The organism is Alteromonas sp. 4NH20-0104 (assembly GCF_057547795.1).
In genome coordinates, this window is sequence record NZ_BAAJLP010000001.1 from 281,262 (window position 1) to 301,048 (window position 19,787).

Consider the following 19,787-nt stretch of genomic DNA (forward strand, 5'->3'; position numbering starts at 1 on the left):
CAGTTGTTTCAACTCATAAAACTGGAGGCAGAGCCACCTTTGTGCCAGACTCACACTCACAACCCACCATCCTAAGTTATTATGCCTACGGAAAAAACAATAAACGGGATTATTCAGCAACATGCTGACGAAAACTGGCAAAAATTGCAGGACAAAGACTATCCGGCAGATCTGCTTCTGTCGCATCAGGACACCATTGTCGAAATTCTGGGGCTGAGCCCGTTTGTTACCGATATCGCCCTGACTAACGCCGATGTTTTTAACCGTATTCTCCAACACCAATGGCATAAAAAAGCAGATATAAAAGCGATTTGTCACGCCTTCAAAACGCGTCTTAGCGAAATAGACAGTGAAGAAAAACTGCTGGTGACCCTACGTTTATTCAGAGCAGAGCAAATGGCCGCTCTGGCCTGGCGAGACCTGACCAATCAACAAAGTATTCAAACCTCCCTGGCACAAACCAGTGAGCTGGCCGATACCTTGATTATGGCTGCTTACGACTGGCTTTATCAGGCTCATACAGCCCGCTATGGGGTGCCACAAGGGCCTCATGGGCCGCAACCCATGCTCATTCTGGGCATGGGAAAACTGGGTGGCAGGGAACTGAATTTCTCCAGTGATATCGACCTTATTTTTTCCTATCCCTATAAAGGCGAAACCGATCATCCCCGAAAACCTATAGAGAATCAGCAGTTCTTTACCAAGCTGGCACAACGACTGATTGCCGCGCTGAATAAAACCACGCCCCTGGGGCAGGTATTCAGAGTGGATATGCGCTTGCGCCCCTTTGGAGACAGTGGCCCGCTGGTAGCTCATTTTGGCGCGCTGGAAGATTACTATCAGGATCAAGGGCGGCAGTGGGAGCGCTATGCCATGATCAAAGCGCGCATACTCAATCCTGAATCACACTATGCCAGCCAGTTAGAAACTATCCTGGCACCGTTTATCTACCGCCGTTATCTCGACTTCACTACAATAGACGCCATTCGCGATATGAAGCGTTTGATTAGCAAAGAGTTACGCCGACGTCGCTTAACCGGCAACATCAAATTAGGTGCCGGAGGTATTCGTGAGGTAGAGTTTTTTGCCCAGAGTTTTCAGCTTATTCATGGCGGCCGTGAAACAACCCTGCAGTCACGGGAACTCCTGAGCGTACTTAATCGCCTCTCTGACTTACAAATTATCGAAACCGATGCCATCAGTCAGCTGCTGGAAGACTATTATTTTCTGCGCAAAGCTGAACATACCTTACAGCAGTTTAATGATGAACAAACACAACTGCTACCCGACAATATCTGGACGCAGGCCGTGATTGCCAGGGTAATGGCGTTTAACGATTACCCGGCCTTCTTAGCCACTCTGAGCAAAGTGATGGAGCGGGTACACGAGCAGTTTAACCAGTTAGTCTCCGAACCTGGTGATGAGCAGCAGGAGCAGGATTCCCTGTTTAGCCGGTGTAAAGATGCCTGGTTGCTGCAAGTTTCCGAGCCCGAGTTTGGCGAACTGCTAAGCGATACCCTTGACGAGGATTCGGCTCTGGCACTTTATGCACAACTGGGCGATTTCAAAGGGCAGCTGAGCAGGCACCGCATTGGGCAGCGCGGTGAAGACACACTGGCGAAGCTCATGCCGGAAGTCATCTATTACATGCTAAAGCAATGCCCTACCAATATCACCCAACTGTTGCCACGGTTAATCAGTGTTATCAGCGCTATTCTCGGCCGCACCACCTATCTTGATTTGTTACATGAGAATCCGGATGTCCTCAAACAGCTCATTAAACTGTGCGCCAGAAGTGCATGGATCACCGAACAAATCCGCAGTTTCCCGCTGCTGTTAGACGAATTGCTTACGCCGCTTTATCTGCAACAACAGCAAACAGACTTACCAGTGGTTTACGAAGAGTACAGCGACGAATTGCGTCAGAGTTTGTTGCGAATAGAGCCGGATGATACTGAATTGCTCATGGAACAATGGCGACAGTTCAAGCTTTGCCAGCAACTTCGTATAGCGGCCAGTGATATCTCCGGCTCGCTACCCATTGCTAAGGTGAGCGACAAGCTTACGGTACTGGCGGAAGTGTTACTCCAGGCTGTCTTTAAATCTGCCTGGCAACAACTAACCGAAAAGTTCGGAGCCCCCTCTCATCTGCAACAGGATGACACCGGCTTTTTAATTGTAGGTTATGGTAAGTTGGGCGGCTATGAGCTGGGTTATGGCTCAGATCTCGATTTAGTGTTTATCCATAACGCGCCGCAGGACAGCGAAACCACAGGCCCCAAAAAGGTCTCTGCTCAACAATTTTATATCAAGCTGGCTCAGCGCATTATGCACCTGCTTAATACCCGGACCCTGTCCGGTCAGCTTTATGAGGCTGATTTGCGCTTACGCCCTTCGGGTAATTCAGGGCTACTGTGCTGTCACCTCAACGGTTTTGAACATTACCAGGAAAAAGAAGCCTGGACCTGGGAGCACCAGGCCCTGGTCAGAGCGCGCAGTATTTTAGGTGACAGTCAGTTACAGCAGGCTTTTAAAGAGGTCAGGAGCCGCATCCTGCAACGTCAGCGCGAACTGCCTTTGCTGGCTGAGGAAGTGGTTAAAATGCGCCTTAAGATGCGCGACCACCTGCTCGACAGTCAGGCCAGCGGGCTCGATCTGAAGCAGTGTGAAGGCGGTATTACAGATATTGAGTTTATGGTGCAGTACTGGGTACTTGGCTATTCTAATCAGTTCCCGCCCCTCACTCACTGGCCGGATAATCTGCGGATCATCGAAAATGTCCAGCAAGCCGGTTTGATAGCTCAAACAGACGCCGAAAGTTTACAAAATGCTTATTTAACCTTGCGTGACCATTACCACCAGTTGACCCTGGCCGGTGAGAAGTTTGCCCACAACAATGAAGAACTGGAGTCGGTCAGACGTCTTGTTACCGCTCAATGGCAGCACACATTCCCTGGTCCGTGAGGGCCGCGCTAGCTGCCCACCCGGCTGCATTGGGTACTGAGATATTCAGTGACTTTTTCAGTCACTACCAGAGAGCGTTGTTTTGGGCAAACGAAGGTGGCTACCTTGCCTTCAAAATTGCTGTCGATGGCGCTGGCAATTTTTGCCAGTGAGCCGGCTACGGTATTATCCATCTGAAACTGATGCTTAATCACAAAATCCTGATTGAGATCCCAGATCACCTGCATGCCTTCCTGTTCGGCATAAGATGAAATCGCTTCGCGCAGGGTATTACCGGCCCTGAAAGTACGGTACTTGTATTCACCTTCCCATCGACCGTCCACCGGTTTTAACGCGCTCGACATCGACTGCAGCCGGTCGTCAAGACTTTGTTCTGATGGCGTAAGATCGAGCACCATGTCGGCGCCTTCAGACCGCTCAGGTTCACTGGCCGTCATTCTGAATTCTCTGTAGAAGTCAGATAACCCCTTGGCAACAGAGCGCTCTTCTGGCGCATCCACCGGTTTGGGCGCCGATGTCATATTCATTTGCAGATGGATAACGATGCCAGCCACAATGATCACCGCCAGTGCCAGTCCAAGATGTTTGGCCCAAAAAAGGGTGGAGGTCGGCTTTTTGTTCATTCAGGCTCTCTGCTTCTCGTCGATAAAACCAGCTCTTGGCTGATTACAGCTATCACTATCTGTGTATCATTTCTGTTAATGATCACTTTTCATTTCGAAACCATCGCTATTTATATAAAGACGGCGCTTGGGGATCCGGCCGGGTCTTAAACCGCTTATGCATCCACAAGTAACTTTCCGGTTGCTCATCTATAATATCGGCAATGTTTTGATTAAGTAAAGTCAGGGCCGGCACATCCTCAAGTTCTCTTAATTCAGGCATCGGCGGGTAAAACTTCACTTTATAACCCTTGTCGGCATATTGGGACGTTACAATCAGCGGCTCACTGTGGGTACGCCGGATAAACATCATCGTTGCGGTGGTCGTTGCCGTTTCCTGCACGCTGGCGAAAGGGACAAAAATACTTTGATTGCGGCCATAATCCTGATCCGGTAGGTAAAGGCACAGCTCACCCTGGTCCAACGCGGCAATCAGCGCCCGGGCGTTACGCTTGTGGATCATATATTTATTCGAGCGGGCCCGGCCGTGATACTGCAAATAGTCCATCAACGGGTTATTGTGTTTGCGGTAAAAGGCGATGCTCGGATATTTCAATCCTAAAATCCGGCAGGCAAATTCAAGATTCATGTTGTGCAACGCCATGCCAAACACCCCTTTTTTGGCCGCCAGAATAGCTTCAACATGTTCAAAGCCTTCCACTGTTCCATGTTTTCTGACCCGCCAGTCCGGCCACCACCAGCCCATAGCGGTTTCGTAAACCGCCATGCCAGCGCGTTCAAGGTTATGCCTGACCAGTTGTTCTCTTTCTTTAAGAGGCATCTGCGGGTAGCAGAGTTCGAGGTTCCGCCTGGCTATTTTTACCCGGGATTTAGCGATTTTACCGAGTAACCACCCGGTGCCCCGGCCTAACAGCCTGATCGCAGGAAACGGTAACCAGGTCACAATATACAGCAGGATAACGCCAAGCCAGACCAGCCAGAAACGGGGTCCGAGAAATGCCAATGAAAATTTGGGCGGCTTAATTGCTACAGCCAAGATAAATGTCCTCAGTCACTTAGATGCGAACAGAGTCTCGCCTCTGCCGCCAGAAATTGACGGCATTGTAGCGTAAGTCGGTCTTTTTGAATACTTACAGAGTGCAGCTGCTGCTTATTCAGGAGTGATCAGCAGGCTTTAATAGGCTTTGTCAATCTGGCGCAGTTTCTTTTCGAAGGCATCAAAATCATCAGACTTCTGATAATCAAAATGATACTGGTTGTGAAAGCCAAACTGCATGGCAACTTTGGCGTCGTTGATATACAGGGTGTAACCATCGAAGTCGGTGTAAGCAATAACGCCGTCGAGCCGGTATTTTCCCTCTTGTTCTTCGCCTTCCTGACGAATTTTGTCGAATACCCGCAGGACAAACTTTGAATCTAATTCGTTTTTCATAACTAACACCTCCTGGGGTTTATACCTTCGAAGGTGCGATTTAGATTACTAGCCTGACGGGTTTACCTTACTAGTTAAAGTTATACCGCACACCGAGCGAAATAAAGCTGGTATCAAAGCCGTCTTTTCCCCGCAAGTACTCAGCTTCCAGGCGAATAAACGTTTTGGTTGCCACGTAATAGTCAAACCCTAATCCGATAAGCCCGGCGGCAACACTTTCATCATAACCGCACACCGTCTGATTGCCGGCAGTCGCTACCGCAGTGCCCACTGCACAATCCCCCCCCGTACTCAACTCTGCGCTCTGCACACTCACACTGGCAACGCCTAAGCGATAAAACAATTCACCAACAGGATGCGACGCCTTGCCCAACACACCAAGATAGAGCGCATCCGACTGCAGTGAGAAACCCGAGCCATCAGACTCGGCATCAATATCAGCAAACTGATAATAACCCGCTTCTACATACCACTGACGATGAAATTGATGTCCTAACACCAATTTATAACTGAAGGATTCGTCCTGTGCCTGGCGGTACTCCAGATCAGAGTACCCCGCACCAATCACGCCATACATACGTTCGATAGCCTGGGCAGATTGCGAACTTATCAATAGTAGCGATGCCCCTAACAGCGATTTCAACTTCATAAACCTTCTCCCTGCTATCCTTTAAAAGAAAAACTCGACATTAATTTCTATGTGGTCATCGCGACGTACGAAAAAGTACGGATCGGTAGGCGATTCAGCAGAGAAAAAATACCCGTTAATGGTGAATTTCCAGTTATCCGTCATGCGACTGGATGCCTCAACGAAACCACTGTAAGTCTGTGTATCATCAAGATCCTGCACATAACCGAACAATACCTGGGTACCATCCATATCGTTCCAAACCCAGCGCAACCCCACCATCAAATCGTTTTGCGCCGGCGCAAAGAAGCTATTGTCACGCTCGTCATACTGGTATTCCATCAACCAACCAATATCATAAATGGAATCGAATATACCTACTGAGGTATATTCAAACCCGCCTACCGCCGCATAAAACGACTGCAAATCGGTTTTACGATGGATAGCCTCGAGCTTGTACAGCATAGCACCATTAACCCAAAGCAAGTCGGCACCGACCTGCTGCATTTGCTGGTAATAGGGTCGCAGCAGTAAATCATTGGTTTCTATTGCACCTTCTACCAGCAACAATGGTTCACGATTGGTCCCGTCAAAATAGGAAAGCCCGACTTCCCAGTCGCCCAGAGTCTGCTGCCAACGAATGGCATAGTCGAGATTCTGTTGTTCATCTTCTGATTCATACACCGCATTGTCGTTGCTGATGGGCACTAAAGGACGCAAGCGTCCTTCTTCACCGGCAAAGGTACGCTCACGAAAATAGGGCATGACAAAAACGCTAATCGCACCGGTTTCCATCAGATAGGAAGCGCTAAGCATCGGCTGTCCGAGTTTTTCTTCACCATCCACTCTTTCAATAGCGTCGGTTTGGTTAATCACGTCAACCAGATGCAAAGACTCCGTCTGACCCCAGAATACTTTGCCCACTCCGGCTTTAAATTCATAAGCTTCACCGGCGTGCAGCCACATAAGTTCGCGAATATCGGCATGTGTTCTTTCTTCGTCATACTGATCAACGCGTAAAAATGGCTTAAACGTAATTCGGTCATAGCCATCGTTCCAGTCGAAAAAAACCTCTGGCGTGACGGTAAGCGAAGTTTGCGCCCGGGCCTGCTCAGGAAAAGCCGCATCCTGTAAAAAGAAACGCTGCTCAACGGTAAACACGCCGGAATACTCAGCTTCAGCAGCCACCGAAAAGCTTTGCGACACGAAGCCTGTGGCCAACAGAAGCCCAAATGCATTGGTTAGTTTCATATTATCTTGCTCGTTTGAGACTGTCTTTATCCAGGTCGCTGTCTTTCAGACCGGTTTTGAACTCAATGTCATTGATGTACATAGCGGTACTTTTACCGGTTTGCTCATTAAACATTTCAGACGTATGGGGACGCCAGTAAGCATCAAGATACAGTTCATAATCGTCAAGAATGAGGGTTTTAAGCAGGTCCCCTTTCTTGTCGAAAAAATCCATTTTAAGCAGGCGATAATGTTCGGTATCAATATACGCGACCTGCTTTGAGTAACCGGAATATTTATCTACCGGCGTTTGTTCAACAATAAAGACTTCCTGACCTTCTACTTCCGTATCACCAATGTAGTCGAACTTAAATTTTTCCAGTTCAAAAGACGTCATATCTTCGTAAGCAAACTCACTGCTCATGAAAGGGCCGGACTTATTCTGCGTGGCAATTCGCTTGACCCGTTTGACCTTGGGTAAATACATCCACTGATCATCCGGCGTCAGTGTATTCGAAAAACTCAGGAAAGCGGCACCTTTTACATCTGCCGGCGATTCGAATACGGTCAGCGACTTGTCTCCCTCATCGACTCTTTCGAGGGTATAAACCCGCAATTCACGCTCACTTTCTTTTCCCCGGGCATCACGCAGTACCATAGTGGTTGATGCCACAGTGTCTTGCCATCCTGAATTGCGCGACTTTCTCTCAGTGGCAATGCGCAATCCCTCTGCTTCATCGGCATTTACCGCCGCAGGCCACAGCAGTGACAAAGATAAGCCGACAAGTAACGAGCCCAATACAAGCTTACGTTCCAACATATTGAAATCCTTTATGCTTCTTCAGAGTTATTGGCGATACTATACTGGTATCGACAACAAATTACAGTAAGCCTGCACGTTTAAAGCCTTGGCAAGCCAGTACTCGCCGCTCTGCTCTGTGCGATTACGGGTTCTGTTACCTAACTATAGCCGCCTTAACCGTAAGCTCCAGGCCATTAGCTGAACATAAAACCACCCACACTTACTGCCACTAATATACATTCTCTTCGCCTCAATTGGTTTATCTCGCATCAAAAACACAGGAATAATTCATAAAATACATACAGTTAACAATATATTTGCAATTGAATTTTTTTTCTGTATCATTTGCAAAACCAACTGGTCAGATGAGCGGATGAGTTATGAGTATCAGAACAAGTTTGAAGAAAGTTTTACCTCCAATTTCAATTACAGAACAAGAAGCCCTGGATGCGGGTGATATTTGGTTAGAGTCTTCCATTTACCGTGGAGCTCCTGACATGGAGGCATTGCGAGCAGTTCCTCAAGCCAAGCTGAGTGCCGATGAGCAAGCGTTTATGGACGGACCGGTAAAAGAACTGTTAGGCATGGTGGATGATTTTGAATTAGGTAATTCAAAACATATCCCACAACATATTATTGATTTTTTGGGCGAGAATCGCTTTTTCTCGATGATCATTCCCAAGAAATTTGGTGGTCTTGAGTTTAGCCCTTATGCCAACTCAACCATCGTAGCAACCATTGCCGCGAAAAGCGGCGCGCTGGCAGTTACTGTCATGGTGCCTAATTCATTAGGCCCGGGCGAACTGCTGATGCACTACGGCACCAAAGCGCAGCAGGATTACTGGCTGCCGCGTCTGGCTGTCGGCCAGGACATTCCTTGTTTCGCCTTAACCAGTCCGGAAGCCGGTTCCGATGCAGGCGGCATCCCTGATGCTGCGATTGTGACCAAAGGGCAGTTTAACGGCGAAGAAGTCATTGGCCTGAAGGTCAGCTGGGATAAGCGCTATATTACTTTGGCACCGATTGCCACGGTTCTGGGTCTTGCGTTTAAAGTATTCGATCCGGATCAGTTGCTGGGTGACAAGCTGGAACTGGGTATTACCTGCGCGCTGTTACCAAAATCGCACCCTGGTGTGGAATTGGGTAACCGTCACGATCCAATGGGCGTCAGATTCTACAACGGTACTACCCGGGGTCAGGACGTATTTATCCCAATGGACTTTATCATTGGTGGTCAGAAGAACATTGGCCGTGGCTGGCAAATGCTGGTGAGCTGCTTAGGTGCAGGTCGTGGTATTTCACTGCCGGCCATGGGCACCGCCACTGCTCAAAGCGCATTAAAATCAACCGCTGAGTACGCTTTTGTTCGTGAACAATTCGGTTTACCCATTGGACGCTTTGAAGGTATCCAGGAAAAACTGGCAGAAATTGCTGGTAAAACGTTCCTTTGTGAATCCATGCGTGTACTGACCACTGAAGGGTTAGGCGAAGGCCTTAAGCCATCGGTAGTCACCGCTATTGCGAAATACCATATGACCGAGATTGGTCGTCAGGTAATGAATGCAGCCATGGACGTGCAAGCCGGTAAAGCTATCCAGCGCGGTCCGCAAAACACGCTGGCAGCAGGTTATTCAGCTTTGCCTATCGCCATTACGGTGGAAGGCGCGAATATTCTTACCCGCAACCTGATGATCTTTGGCCAGGGGGCAATGCGTTGTCATCCGCATTTAAAAGAAATGGTCGACCTGATCTACAGTGAAGATAAGGCCGCCGATGCACAGTTCAATAAGGTACTGCGCAAAACCGTAGGCTTTAGCGTGAAAAATGCTTTCCGCAGTCTGTTCAGCAGCTATCTGCCATTTGTACGTGGCGCGCAGTCGAGCCTGCCGGAAGTACGCGGTTACGAAAAACGCTTAAATGCGTTATCAGCCAAGCTTGCGCCAATGGCCGATTTATCACTGGCGGTACTGGGCGGCGACCTGAAGAAAGCGGAATTACTGTCTGCCCGCCTGGGTGACATTATGAGCTATCTGTATGGTGCCATGGCCGCGATTCGGTATTACGAGCAACGCATTGAAGATCGTCAGCAGGCCAAGCCTTACTTCGATTATGCAATGCAATGGTCACTGCAGCAGGCAGAACAGGCACTGGTGAACTTTGTGCGTAACTTCCCGAATACACCAACTCGTGGCCTGATGCGACTGCTAACAAATACCTACAGTGGCAGCGTAAGCACCATCAGCGACGACCTGATCCGCGAACTGTCGATGGCAGCCCTGCAGGATAACAGCGTTAAAGCGCAGTTAACCCATCTGGTTCAGCCGATTGCGGGCGATGGCAACGACATTAATGAACAGGCCTTTAAAGCTAAGCACAAAGTGCTGCCGCTGCTGAGCAAAGTGCAAAAAGCGCTGCGCAAAGAACCGGTTATTCCATTCCTGTCGTTTGAAAACGCGTTAAATAAATTGCAGGAACGTGGTGTGGTAACGGCTGAAGAAGCCAAAGACCTGCATGACTACAACGAAAAGCGGAAACTGGCCGTTCGCGTTGATGAGTTTACCTTTGACTTGGAGCTGATTTCAGCCGAAGCGCCCAGTCAGGAGACCAAAGACGCTGCCTGAGTAACGTCGTTCATCTAATCCAAAGCCGGGCGTTGTGCCCGGCTTTGTTGTTTTTATCACCACAATTTGCCGTTTATCAGTCAAATAAGCTTGCATTACTTTTGCTTAAACTCAACACTATAAAACAAACAGCATTTGTAATTTGCGCGGAGCGCGTCTGAACATTCCGGGAAACCGCCCGGAGTAGCCCGCACACTGAGTATTAAACGCAACATGATCAAGTCACCGCCTTCATCAGCGAGTATCACGACTACCAGAGAAGTTGTCGAATTATTGTACGCCAACCTTTTTACCGGGCTGGTGATGACCATCCTGAGTATCAGCGCCATTACTTTTGGTTTTGCCAATCCCGAAATAGCCTCATATAAGTTTTCGCTGTGGGCAGGCATGATTTTCCTGACATTGCTGCGCACCTTCGATGGCGCCTACTGGTATCTGCGCCTGCGCAACAGTAACTACCCGCCGCGCTGGCCATTAATGCGATTTGTACTGGGGTCTACCCTTTCAGGACTGGTATGGGCATTTTTCTGCGTCAGCCTGTACGAAAGTATGTCATTAATCGAACTGTCTACCACAATGGTCATTGTTGCCGCCATGGCTGGCGGCGCAGCAACCACTCTGGCCTCCCATTTACCGTTGGTGTTGCTGTATACAACCTTAGTGCTACTACCGTTATCGGTTCGCGCCCTGTTCGACAGTGACGAGCAATTTATCCTGCTTGGTGGTTTAGGCACTATGTTTTGGGTAGCCATGTGCAGTGCCGCGGTGAAAGCAAATGACTTCACTAAGCAAGCCATAGCCATCAAGCACGAAAACGAAGAGTTAGTTACCCTGATGCGTCAGGAACGGAATGAGGTCAGAAGAGTTAACCAGGCGTTACTCGACTCTAATCAGAAACTCGACCATGCCAACAGCAATCTCGAGTCAGAAGTGAATCGTCGTACAAAAGAGCTACAGGATATTTCTAATCGCGATCCGCTGACAAACTTAATGAACCGCATTGGGTTTATGCAAAACTTCAATGCCATTCTGGAGCGGGCCACTAACGGCAAGACTTCCATGGCAGTGTTGTTCATCGACCTTGATGGTTTCAAACAAATCAACGACAGCCTGGGGCACCAGGCCGGTGATGTAGTGTTATCCAAGGTGGCCGGCAAGCTTAGCGAGTACTGTGAAGCCAATTGTATTGGCCGTTGGGGCGGCGATGAATTTATTATTATTCTGCCCCACGCCGATGGTGATACTGCCGTGGCAATCGCGTTAGCCATCAAAAGCAGCCTGACCACGCTGAATCCCATAGCCAACAGCCCGCTGTCTCTTGACGCCACCATAGGCATTGCCTTGTACCCGGTACATGGTGATTCTGCTTCTACGTTGGTGCAGTTAGCCGACCTGACCATGTATCACTACAAGCGCACTTCTCCGGGTCTGGTAGGTATTTACACAGAAGCCTTGTACGACAAGATGCACCATGAGCAGCAGTTGCGCGAAGGTTTGCGCCAGGCAATAGAGAAAAAACAGCTTCAGGTGGTCTATCAACCGATAATCGATGCCACATCAAATCGCCTGTGGGCCATTGAAGCCTTATTGCGCTGGCAATTTAACGGTGTCTGGAACAGCCCCGACGAGTTTATCCCGCTGGCCGAGAAAAGCGGGGCTATCCATGATATTGGCACCTGGGTTTTACACCGGGCTTGCATTGATGCCGCTCAATGGGACGATCAAACCTTTGGTGTGTCAGTTAACGTTTCTGTATTACAACTGGTCAGTGAAGACTTCATTGCCTGCGTCGACCGGGCACTGGCGAGTTCCGGGCTGGCTCCTCAGCGTTTACATCTGGAAGTCACCGAATCTATTTTCGCTGACGACATGGCAGTCCTTACAACCAATATCAGTGCCTTGAAAGCCCGGCGAGTAAAGGTTGCTATCGATGACTTTGGCACCGGCTTTTCTTCGTTAAACCTGCTCCAGTCACTGGACTTTGACTTGCTAAAAATCGACCGCGCCTTTGTGCAGCAAATGACGCTTAGCAGTGATGCTATTGTTAAAGCAACGGTATTAATGGCCAAGGCGCTTGGCTGTAAAACGGTGGCTGAGGGCGTTGAAACAGAAGAACAGGCCAGCTTACTTCGCCTGCTGGGTGTCGACTGCCTGCAGGGGTATTTATTTGCCCGCCCGTTAGAGAAAAAAGCCCTGCAGGAATGGTATACTAGCTGGCAGGATAATAAGTAGAAAAGACTATGGCGCAACTATATTTTTATTATTCGGCAATGAATGCCGGTAAATCAACTTCACTTCTTCAATCGGCTTACAACTATCGCGAACGGGGTATGAACCCACTCATTTTCACTTTCGCGCTGGATAATCGTTTCGGCAGCGGTAAAGTGGCTTCACGCATTGGTCTGGAAGCCGACGCCAGGCTCTATAATGAAGATGATGATTTGCTCACTCTTATTGCGAAATTGCACAGTGAGCACTACGTCGATTGTGTCTTTATTGATGAGGCGCAGTTCTTAACCAAAGCACAGGTATCGCAGCTTATTGAAGTGGTTGATGAGTTGGATATTCCCGTACTGGCCTATGGCCTGCGTACCGACTTCTTAGGGGAGACCTTCACCGGCAGCCATTACCTGCTGGCCTGGGCCGATAAACTATTTGAACTCAAAACCGTGTGTCATTGTGGTCGCAAAGCCAATTTTGTGGTGCGTATCGATGAAAACGGGGTAGCGGTGACCAGTGGCGCCCAGGTCGAAATTGGCGGCAACGATCGCTACGAATCCATGTGCCGTAAGCATTTCAAAGCGCTGGTGTGGGACCCGTCCAAATCCAGCGAAGCATAAGATAACATTGACAATCGCAGCGCGACCCTGCAAATTGAATAAATTATTCCAAATATTCATTTTTCAGGGAATCAGTATGTTTGCCACTCGCGCTACCCATCTCTTTGCCAGCCTGGTGTTATTATCAACGACCGCCTGCTCCGCTTCTACGGCCTTACCGACTGCACCACCTGAAAATACCACCCGCGTTATCGAGCAAGCCTTGACTGAGTTTTACACGCCGGGCATGGGTGTTGGTGTCATCCATCAGGGTCAGGTAGTTTATCTGAATGGTGTAGGACAGCGTAACCTAACTGACGACTCAGCAGTTACCCCGGAAACGTATTTTCGCCTGGCCTCGACGTCCAAAGCCTTCACGGCTGCAGCCCTGGCCATGGCCATCGATGAATTTTCACTGAGCTGGCAAACCAAGGTCACTGACATTCTGCCTGAGTTTCAGATGCAGGATCCCTGGGTTACCCGGGAGTTTACTTTACTGGACCTGCTTACCCACCGTTCAGGCCTTGCCAGCGGTGCAGGAGACAGTATGTTGTGGCCGGAACCGAGCGGCTTCAGCCGCCAGGAAATCATCCACAACCTGCGCTATTTAACACCGGTCAGCAGTTTTCGCAGCGAATATGCCTACAGTAACTTAATGTTCATTACCGCCGGAGAGGCGGTGGCCCGGCTCTACGAAAAACCCTATGCCAAGGTGATAAAAGAAAAGATATTTACGCCACTGGACATGCAGTGCTTTGCCGGCGATCTGAACGATAGCGCGTTGCAAAATGTTGCAATGAGTTACGGTCACAATGATGAGCGCGGTCTGTATGCCATACCACGTAATGCCATTCACGGCAGTGAACTGGTGTCTGCGGCAGCGGGAGGTATCGTGTGTAACGCGGCTGAAATGCTCAAGTGGGTCAGCATGTGGCTGAATGACGGCCAAACAGCTGATGGCCAGACTTTGCTGAGTCCTGCACAGATCGCGTTTATGCAAAAAGCCCATCAGGTTTTACCGGTCTCCGGCACGGATGAAGAATGGGACAATATCAGCCTCAAGTCCTATGGACTGGGCTGGCGGTTAGCGGATGTGTATGGTCATAAAGTGGTCTCTCATACCGGCACGCTCTCTGGTTATCAGGCTTACGTAACCCTGGTGCCGGATCTTGAGTTAGGCATTGTGCTGTTAAATAACGGCTCAAACTACGGTGCCCGCAGCGCTGTAATGCAGCATATTTTAAAGGCCTACCTGGCCCCCCAGGAAAAAACAGACTGGGTTCAAACCCTGAAAGAGTATCAGGCCGAACGTGAAGCGGTTTATCTGGCCAATCATTCTGTGCCTGAGGGAACAGGAGAAGTTATTCTGGATCCGCTTGCCTATGCCGGGCAATTCTCGGATCAGTGGTTTGGGCAACTGACCATTGCCATGGTAAACGGCGAGTTGCGGATCCAATCCGAAAAAATGACCACCTTAACCGGCACCCTGACACCGTTTGCCGATCATACTTTTGTGATCCGCTGGGATAACCAGAACGCCGCCGGCGATGCCTTTATTCACTTTGATGTGAATACACAGCGGCAGATCACCGGGTTTAGCTTGTATCCGTTTACTGATAAGCAAAAAGACGCTCACGAATACAGCGATATGTATTTCACCAGGAGTGATTCACAAAACCTATCAGAGTAATCATTTTTAATTAATATAAAGAAATATAAAACACTTCTATAGTGTCTGTAACCAATAAGGAGACAGACACATGAGTAAATTAATAGCCCAAATCAAACAGCGGATCGCGGCTGAAAATCGTCAGGCTGAAATGGCCTGTAACTATGCCAATAATTACTACGGCGACCAACTGTGTAAAACTGCGCCAACTAATGACTAGCCGGCACAGGCTTACCGATTACACCGAGATTGAGCGCCCACTCAGGGCGCTCAATTATTCCGGGAAAGTTAATTTAACCACTTTCGGCTTGCGGGATGAGCGGTCCTGCCCTACCAGATAAAAGTTGCCCGAGGCATCTTTCACCTCAGTCCCGAAAAACAAAAAGTCGTTCAGTTCGGGCATTGTGTAATTCACCGTGGCACCGGATATTTTTTCATATATCAGCCATTCCGCATCGGCGTCTGATCGACGACTGACCCCCATCACAAACTGTTCACCATCAATGGTAAACAAACTGGGAATATTTGCCTCACCAGCCGGATTAAACAGGCCGTGATTTATCAGCTTTTCAGCCCCCGATTCATTCGCCTGAATTTGCAATAAATAGCCCTGTCCCAGCGTGAAATAGACATCACCATTACGCATATTGGTATAGGCTATAATGCCCCGGTAACGGCCCATATTCTTGCTCTTGTAATCTGGTAGAGGATACTCGGTGACCGGATTCAGGTTCTGGTCAAACTCAACCAGCATAGCCGTAGGTTCGGTGTTGATGCCGCTCTGCGATATTTTAGGTACATACACATGCCCCTTGCCATCAACTAAAAAGTGGCGCGACACATGACCAGGCACCGAACCCACTTCGTTTTTCCGTACCTCACCCGTTTGCGTGTTGTACTGATATAAAACATGACCCCAATAGCCAAGTGCATAAACATAATGACCATCGGTATTCACGGCAATAAGTGCCTCCGGTGTGGCCAGCAAGTGCTCCCATTGCCCGGAAGCTGAATTCACCCGCCATAGGTGACCGCCGTAGTCAGGTAAACGTACCTCCGTCTCGCCGGCTTCATCAAAACTGGAAAAGTAAATGTAACCGTCTCGGGCGGGCACAATCTGGCTGTGAATTTTGCCCTGGCTCTGTGTAGCCGAACCAATGCCTTCGCGTTTAAGCTCGGTTAATACATCTCCCAGCACTGCAGACTGCCCCATGGCATTAATCTTAACCAGATACGCACTCCTGGGATCGCCGTAAGACTCTGCCAGGCCAACATAGATATTGCCTGCCGTATCATTACCCACCGCCCCCCAGGACACATCAGTACGACCAATATTTGCTAGACTAACGGGTTCAACAAGAGGCTTTTTAAAATGACGCTCAGCAACCGGTTCGTAATGCTGCTTCACCGGTTTAACGATTTCGGTAACAGAAGGTGTATAAGGTGTTTCGCCGCCAGCAGTATTGGAACCGGTCCCGCTGCTCAGCCAGCCAAATACAACAATCGCGATAACGATAAAGAAAAATAACCCACCGAATAATTTCACTGTTCATACTCCATGGCAATCGGTGCCTGATAGGTTGTAGCTCATTACGTTTTCTTAAGCTAACAAACCCCGCTCAGAATGCCCAGTACATTCACCGCGCCAGCGCCTATTTTGCTGCGGTTTGCTGCCTGGTTAAGTCACTTTACAGGCTTAACAAAATAATCAGCGCTTAAATTTATACTTTTGTGAAGTTTGTTCTACCTTTACTAAGTAAATTGTTAGGCATCATCTTTATTTATGCATAATTATAAATGTAAAAAATATTCGTTATTTACTTATTTTTAATAATCATACTTAATCGAAAAAAACCAACCGGATAAACGACCTACACATACCACCACTAAGCCACAGTAAATAAAGTTAAAAAAATTTACTTAATTGATTAAGAAAATGACTTGACGCCCGCTAAAACTTTAACTATTGTTAACATCGATGTAACAAGATTGCACCGTTCACACTTTAGTTAGGGCACTAAACATGAAGACTAAACACATTTTTAAACCAGCACTGTTGTCACTGGCTGTGACCTCAGCAATGTATTCAGGCCACGCGTTATCACAAGAAAACAATAGCGCCAAAGAACCTGATGTAGAAGTAATTGCAGTAAAAGGTATTCGCGGCTCCTTGATGCGTGCTCAGGCCATCAAGATGGACAACACGTCGATTGTTGAAGCCATTTCTGCCGAAGACATCGGTAAATTACCAGACTCTTCGATTGCTGAATCACTGGCACGTCTGCCAGGTCTTGCCGGCGAGCGCGTTGGCGGCCGGACTTCGGGTATCTCTGTTCGTGGTTTTAAAGAAGATTTCACCGGTACATCCTTAAATGGCCGTGAGCTGATTGGTATTGGCGATAACCGTGGCGTTGAATACGACCTGTACCCTTCTGAAATCATGACCGGTGCAACCATTTATAAAACCACTGAAGCCAACCTGATGGTTCAGGGCATTGGTGGTACGGTTGATTTACAAACTGTACGTCCGCTTGCAGCACAGGAAACACTGACACTGACCGGTGTTTATGAGATGGGCGGTAACGACTCTGACAACCCGGAATTTGATAACACCGGCAAACGCCTGGCGTTATCTTTTGTTGAAAAATTTGCTGATGACACAGTGGGTATCGCTGTGGCACTGGCGACCACTGAATCACCACGTAACGAACGTAAATATGGTGTTTGGGGATACAGTGCCAATGACGCAGGTCAAATCACGCCATCGGGTCTGGATACTCAGGCCATCAGCCGTGAACTCGACCGTGACACCATTTCAGCCGTACTCCAATGGCGTCCTACCGATAATCTCGATATCGTAGTAGATGCGCTGAGTATCGATTACTCAGATTCAGGCGTTATTCGTGGTTTTATCGAACCCTTCAATGCCGATCCGGCTTCACTAAGCGGTAGCGGCACCAATGTTTCTGGTACTCAGGTGGGCGTTAACCCGGTGCTGCGTACTGACCCGGCGCAAAAAGACGGTGAGCTGCAAACTTTTGGTCTGAACGTTAAATACAACATTGATGACAACTGGTCGGTAATGGTTGATGCAGCCAACAGTCAGTCAGAAAAACGCGACCTGCGTGGTGAGTCTTACGCTGGTTTAGCACGTAACGGTGCCATCGATTCTTTCGGCACCCGCCAATTCCAAATGAGTCCTGACGGGGTATTCTTCACTGGCAGCACTGGTCTGGAAGCATTCTCCGATCCATCTCTGTTACAACTTACCGGCCCGCAGCAATGGGGTGGCGGTATGGCTAACATTGCCGACCAGTTTGCTACAGGCGTAAACACTGTATTTACTGACGCTGATGGCAACCCAATCCCATTCAGCTACTTAAATGCACAGGATGGTTTCTTAAACTACGCAGACTTCGAAGAAGAACTGACTACAGTTCGGGTTGAAGCAGAAGGCTATGTAGAGTGGGGAATTATCAACAAGATTCAGTATGGTGTTAACTACAGCGATCGTTACAAGATGAAGGACAACAAAGGTTTCTTTGCCACTGCTTCCTCTTACCCTTACTCAGAAGCCATTCCTTCAGAGTACCTGTATAACGGACTGGCCGATCTGAGCTGGGCAGGCTTTGGTCAGGTAGTTGCTTACGACGGTTTTGCCCCGTACAACGATGGCGAATATACCCTGAATGACGCAGGCCTGCTTGAGCCGGACCGTTTAGGTGACAGCTACACCGTTGACGAAGAAGTTGTGACCATTTATGCCAAGTTTGATTTCGAAACTGAAATCAATGGCTTCCCGGTTATTGGTAACTTTGGTGCGCAGTATGTGGATACCACTCAGTCGTCTACTGGTTATCTGGGTATTGTCGGCTCAAACTTCGCCGTATGTGACGACAACAACGACGGCCAGGTAGATTCAGACTGTATCTTAAGTGACGGCGATGAGTACAGCCACTTCCTGCCAAGCCTGAACGTAAGCATTGAAGTTGACGACAACCAGTACATTCGTGTCGCGGCCAACAAAACCATCAGCCGTGCCCGTATCGATCAGATGAAGGCATCAGGTTTTGTTAAGTTCGACCAGAACGTTGACTTAATTACGATTCCAAACAGCCAGGCAGATGTAGAGCAATTAGGTTCTCCATGGAGCAAGTTCCAGGGTAACCCGTCGTTACGTCCGCTTGAAGCCAATAACTTCGACCTGTCTTTCGAGAAGTACTTCGACAACGAAGGTTATGTTGCCTTAACGTTCTTCTACAAAGACCTGGTTAACTGGACAGATGACGCTCGTGAGTTAATCGACTTTACCAACGATTCAACCAACAATGGCGCCAACTACTTTATCCCTGGCTTCCACGACCGTATTATCCAGACCACCGGTCTGTATGGTCCGGCCAACGTGGCATACAACGCAGGTGATTTAGCTACGCCGCCGGACTTTGGTTATTTCGAGTACTTCCAGGATGGTCTGAAAGGTGAAGTAAAAGGTACTGAGCTGACCGCCAATATCCCACTGGGTAACTTTATTGGTGCACTGGAAGGCTTTGGTTTTGCAGGCTCTGCCACTATCATCGATGCAGAACTGGAAAATGGAAACCCAATTCCAGGTCAGTCTGACCAGGTATTGTCACTGACTGCTTACTACGAGATGAATGGTTTTGAAGTTCGTGTGGCCGCTACCGACCGCTCTGAATTTGCAACCTACCAGCGTGGTGGCTCTAACAAAATTGAAACCGCAACCCGTGACAAGATCACTCAGGTTGATGCGCAAATCAGCTACGACTTTGAAGGCAGTGGTATTGAGTACCTTGAAGGTCTGCGTATTTCACTGCAGGGTACTAACCTGACAGATGAAAAAGAAGAAACCATCGGCGGCGACGGCATCGTGACCCTGCGACGTGAGTTTGGTCCTTCTTACATGCTGAACTTCAACTACTCGTTCTACTAAGAGTAACCTGTTAAAAAGCCCCGCATTTGTGGGGCTTTTTTGTTCTGG

Annotated in this window: 14 protein-coding genes; 7 read left to right on the forward strand and 7 right to left on the reverse strand. The window is 48.6% G+C overall.

Features of this window, described 5'->3' with window-relative positions; translation table 11 throughout:
- The first annotated feature begins 81 nt into the window (after window positions 1–81).
- Window positions 82–2,964, forward strand: a complete 2,883-nt coding sequence (gene glnE / locus AC27IB_RS01300; protein WP_487118354.1) for a bifunctional [glutamate--ammonia ligase]-adenylyl-L-tyrosine phosphorylase/[glutamate--ammonia-ligase] adenylyltransferase — start codon at window positions 82–84, stop codon at window positions 2,962–2,964.
- Between the two features lie 8 nt (window positions 2,965–2,972).
- On the opposite strand, the gene AC27IB_RS01305 is transcribed toward glnE, so the two are convergent.
- The 6 genes from AC27IB_RS01305 to AC27IB_RS01330 form a co-directional block, all read right to left on the reverse strand.
- A complete protein-coding gene (locus AC27IB_RS01305) occupies window positions 2,973–3,587 on the reverse strand; it encodes a TcpQ domain-containing protein (RefSeq protein WP_296046268.1) in 615 nt (204 codons plus the stop codon).
- A 106-nt stretch (window positions 3,588–3,693) separates the two neighbouring features.
- Entirely contained in the window at window positions 3,694–4,623 is a 930-nt protein-coding gene (lpxL, locus tag AC27IB_RS01310) for an LpxL/LpxP family Kdo(2)-lipid IV(A) lauroyl/palmitoleoyl acyltransferase (RefSeq protein WP_296046267.1), read from the reverse strand.
- 138 nt (window positions 4,624–4,761) lie between these two features.
- Window positions 4,762–5,019: a DUF3081 family protein gene (locus tag AC27IB_RS01315; protein WP_296046265.1), complete on the reverse strand. Its 258-nt coding sequence runs from the start codon at window positions 5,017–5,019 to the stop codon at window positions 4,762–4,764.
- Window positions 5,020–5,089: 70 nt separating this feature from the next.
- Window positions 5,090–5,668 (reverse strand): outer membrane beta-barrel protein, encoded by a 579-nt coding sequence (locus AC27IB_RS01320; protein WP_296046263.1) that lies wholly within the window; start codon window positions 5,666–5,668, stop codon window positions 5,090–5,092.
- Window positions 5,669–5,689: 21 nt separating this feature from the next.
- Window positions 5,690–6,898, reverse strand: a complete 1,209-nt coding sequence (locus AC27IB_RS01325) for a hypothetical protein (protein ID WP_487118357.1) — start codon at window positions 6,896–6,898, stop codon at window positions 5,690–5,692.
- 1 nt (window position 6,899) lies between these two features.
- Window positions 6,900–7,697 (reverse strand): outer membrane lipoprotein-sorting protein, encoded by a 798-nt coding sequence (locus AC27IB_RS01330; RefSeq protein WP_487118359.1) that lies wholly within the window; start codon window positions 7,695–7,697, stop codon window positions 6,900–6,902.
- A gap of 362 nt (window positions 7,698–8,059) precedes the next feature.
- On the opposite strand from AC27IB_RS01330, the gene AC27IB_RS01335 reads away from it, so the two are divergent.
- From AC27IB_RS01335 to AC27IB_RS01355, 5 genes are all read left to right on the forward strand, one after another.
- On the forward strand, window positions 8,060–10,300 hold the full coding sequence (locus AC27IB_RS01335; protein ID WP_487118361.1) for an acyl-CoA dehydrogenase: 2,241 nt from the start codon (window positions 8,060–8,062) through the stop codon (window positions 10,298–10,300).
- Window positions 10,301–10,513: 213 nt separating this feature from the next.
- Window positions 10,514–12,532, forward strand: a complete 2,019-nt coding sequence (locus AC27IB_RS01340) for a putative bifunctional diguanylate cyclase/phosphodiesterase (RefSeq protein ID WP_487118363.1) — start codon at window positions 10,514–10,516, stop codon at window positions 12,530–12,532.
- Between the two features lie 8 nt (window positions 12,533–12,540).
- Window positions 12,541–13,140 (forward strand): thymidine kinase, encoded by a 600-nt coding sequence (locus AC27IB_RS01345; protein ID WP_296046254.1) that lies wholly within the window; start codon window positions 12,541–12,543, stop codon window positions 13,138–13,140.
- A 76-nt stretch (window positions 13,141–13,216) separates the two neighbouring features.
- The gene (locus AC27IB_RS01350; RefSeq protein ID WP_296046251.1) at window positions 13,217–14,809 is read left to right on the forward strand and encodes a serine hydrolase; all 1,593 of its coding nucleotides are present in this window, start codon (window positions 13,217–13,219) and stop codon (window positions 14,807–14,809) included.
- A gap of 70 nt (window positions 14,810–14,879) precedes the next feature.
- Entirely contained in the window at window positions 14,880–15,008 is a 129-nt protein-coding gene (locus tag AC27IB_RS01355) for a hypothetical protein (protein WP_296046250.1), read from the forward strand.
- Between the two features lie 54 nt (window positions 15,009–15,062).
- On the opposite strand, the gene AC27IB_RS01360 is transcribed toward AC27IB_RS01355, so the two are convergent.
- Window positions 15,063–16,334: an NHL repeat-containing protein gene (locus AC27IB_RS01360; protein ID WP_487118367.1), complete on the reverse strand. Its 1,272-nt coding sequence runs from the start codon at window positions 16,332–16,334 to the stop codon at window positions 15,063–15,065.
- A 477-nt stretch (window positions 16,335–16,811) separates the two neighbouring features.
- On the opposite strand from AC27IB_RS01360, the gene AC27IB_RS01365 reads away from it, so the two are divergent.
- The gene (locus AC27IB_RS01365) at window positions 16,812–19,739 is read left to right on the forward strand and encodes a TonB-dependent receptor (protein ID WP_487118369.1); all 2,928 of its coding nucleotides are present in this window, start codon (window positions 16,812–16,814) and stop codon (window positions 19,737–19,739) included.
- Window positions 19,740–19,787: the final 48 nt, after the last annotated feature.

Excerpts from the sequence above, each read along its gene's own strand:
- glnE (WP_487118354.1), top strand. The coding sequence starts at position 82 with ATGCCTACGGAAAAAACAATAAACGGGATTATTCAGCAACATGCTGAC.
- AC27IB_RS01305 (WP_296046268.1), bottom strand. The coding sequence starts at position 3,587 with ATGAACAAAAAGCCGACCTCCACCCTTTTTTGGGCCAAACATCTTGGA.
- AC27IB_RS01315 (WP_296046265.1), bottom strand. The coding sequence starts at position 5,019 with ATGAAAAACGAATTAGATTCAAAGTTTGTCCTGCGGGTATTCGACAAA.
- AC27IB_RS01320 (WP_296046263.1), bottom strand. The coding sequence starts at position 5,668 with ATGAAGTTGAAATCGCTGTTAGGGGCATCGCTACTATTGATAAGTTCG.
- AC27IB_RS01325 (WP_487118357.1), bottom strand. The coding sequence starts at position 6,898 with ATGAAACTAACCAATGCATTTGGGCTTCTGTTGGCCACAGGCTTCGTG.
- AC27IB_RS01330 (WP_487118359.1), bottom strand. The coding sequence starts at position 7,697 with ATGTTGGAACGTAAGCTTGTATTGGGCTCGTTACTTGTCGGCTTATCT.
- AC27IB_RS01335 (WP_487118361.1), top strand. The coding sequence starts at position 8,060 with ATGAGTATCAGAACAAGTTTGAAGAAAGTTTTACCTCCAATTTCAATT.
- AC27IB_RS01340 (WP_487118363.1), top strand. The coding sequence starts at position 10,514 with ATGATCAAGTCACCGCCTTCATCAGCGAGTATCACGACTACCAGAGAA.
- AC27IB_RS01345 (WP_296046254.1), top strand. The coding sequence starts at position 12,541 with ATGGCGCAACTATATTTTTATTATTCGGCAATGAATGCCGGTAAATCA.
- AC27IB_RS01350 (WP_296046251.1), top strand. The coding sequence starts at position 13,217 with ATGTTTGCCACTCGCGCTACCCATCTCTTTGCCAGCCTGGTGTTATTA.
- AC27IB_RS01355 (WP_296046250.1), top strand. The coding sequence starts at position 14,880 with ATGAGTAAATTAATAGCCCAAATCAAACAGCGGATCGCGGCTGAAAAT.
- AC27IB_RS01365 (WP_487118369.1), top strand. The coding sequence starts at position 16,812 with ATGAAGACTAAACACATTTTTAAACCAGCACTGTTGTCACTGGCTGTG.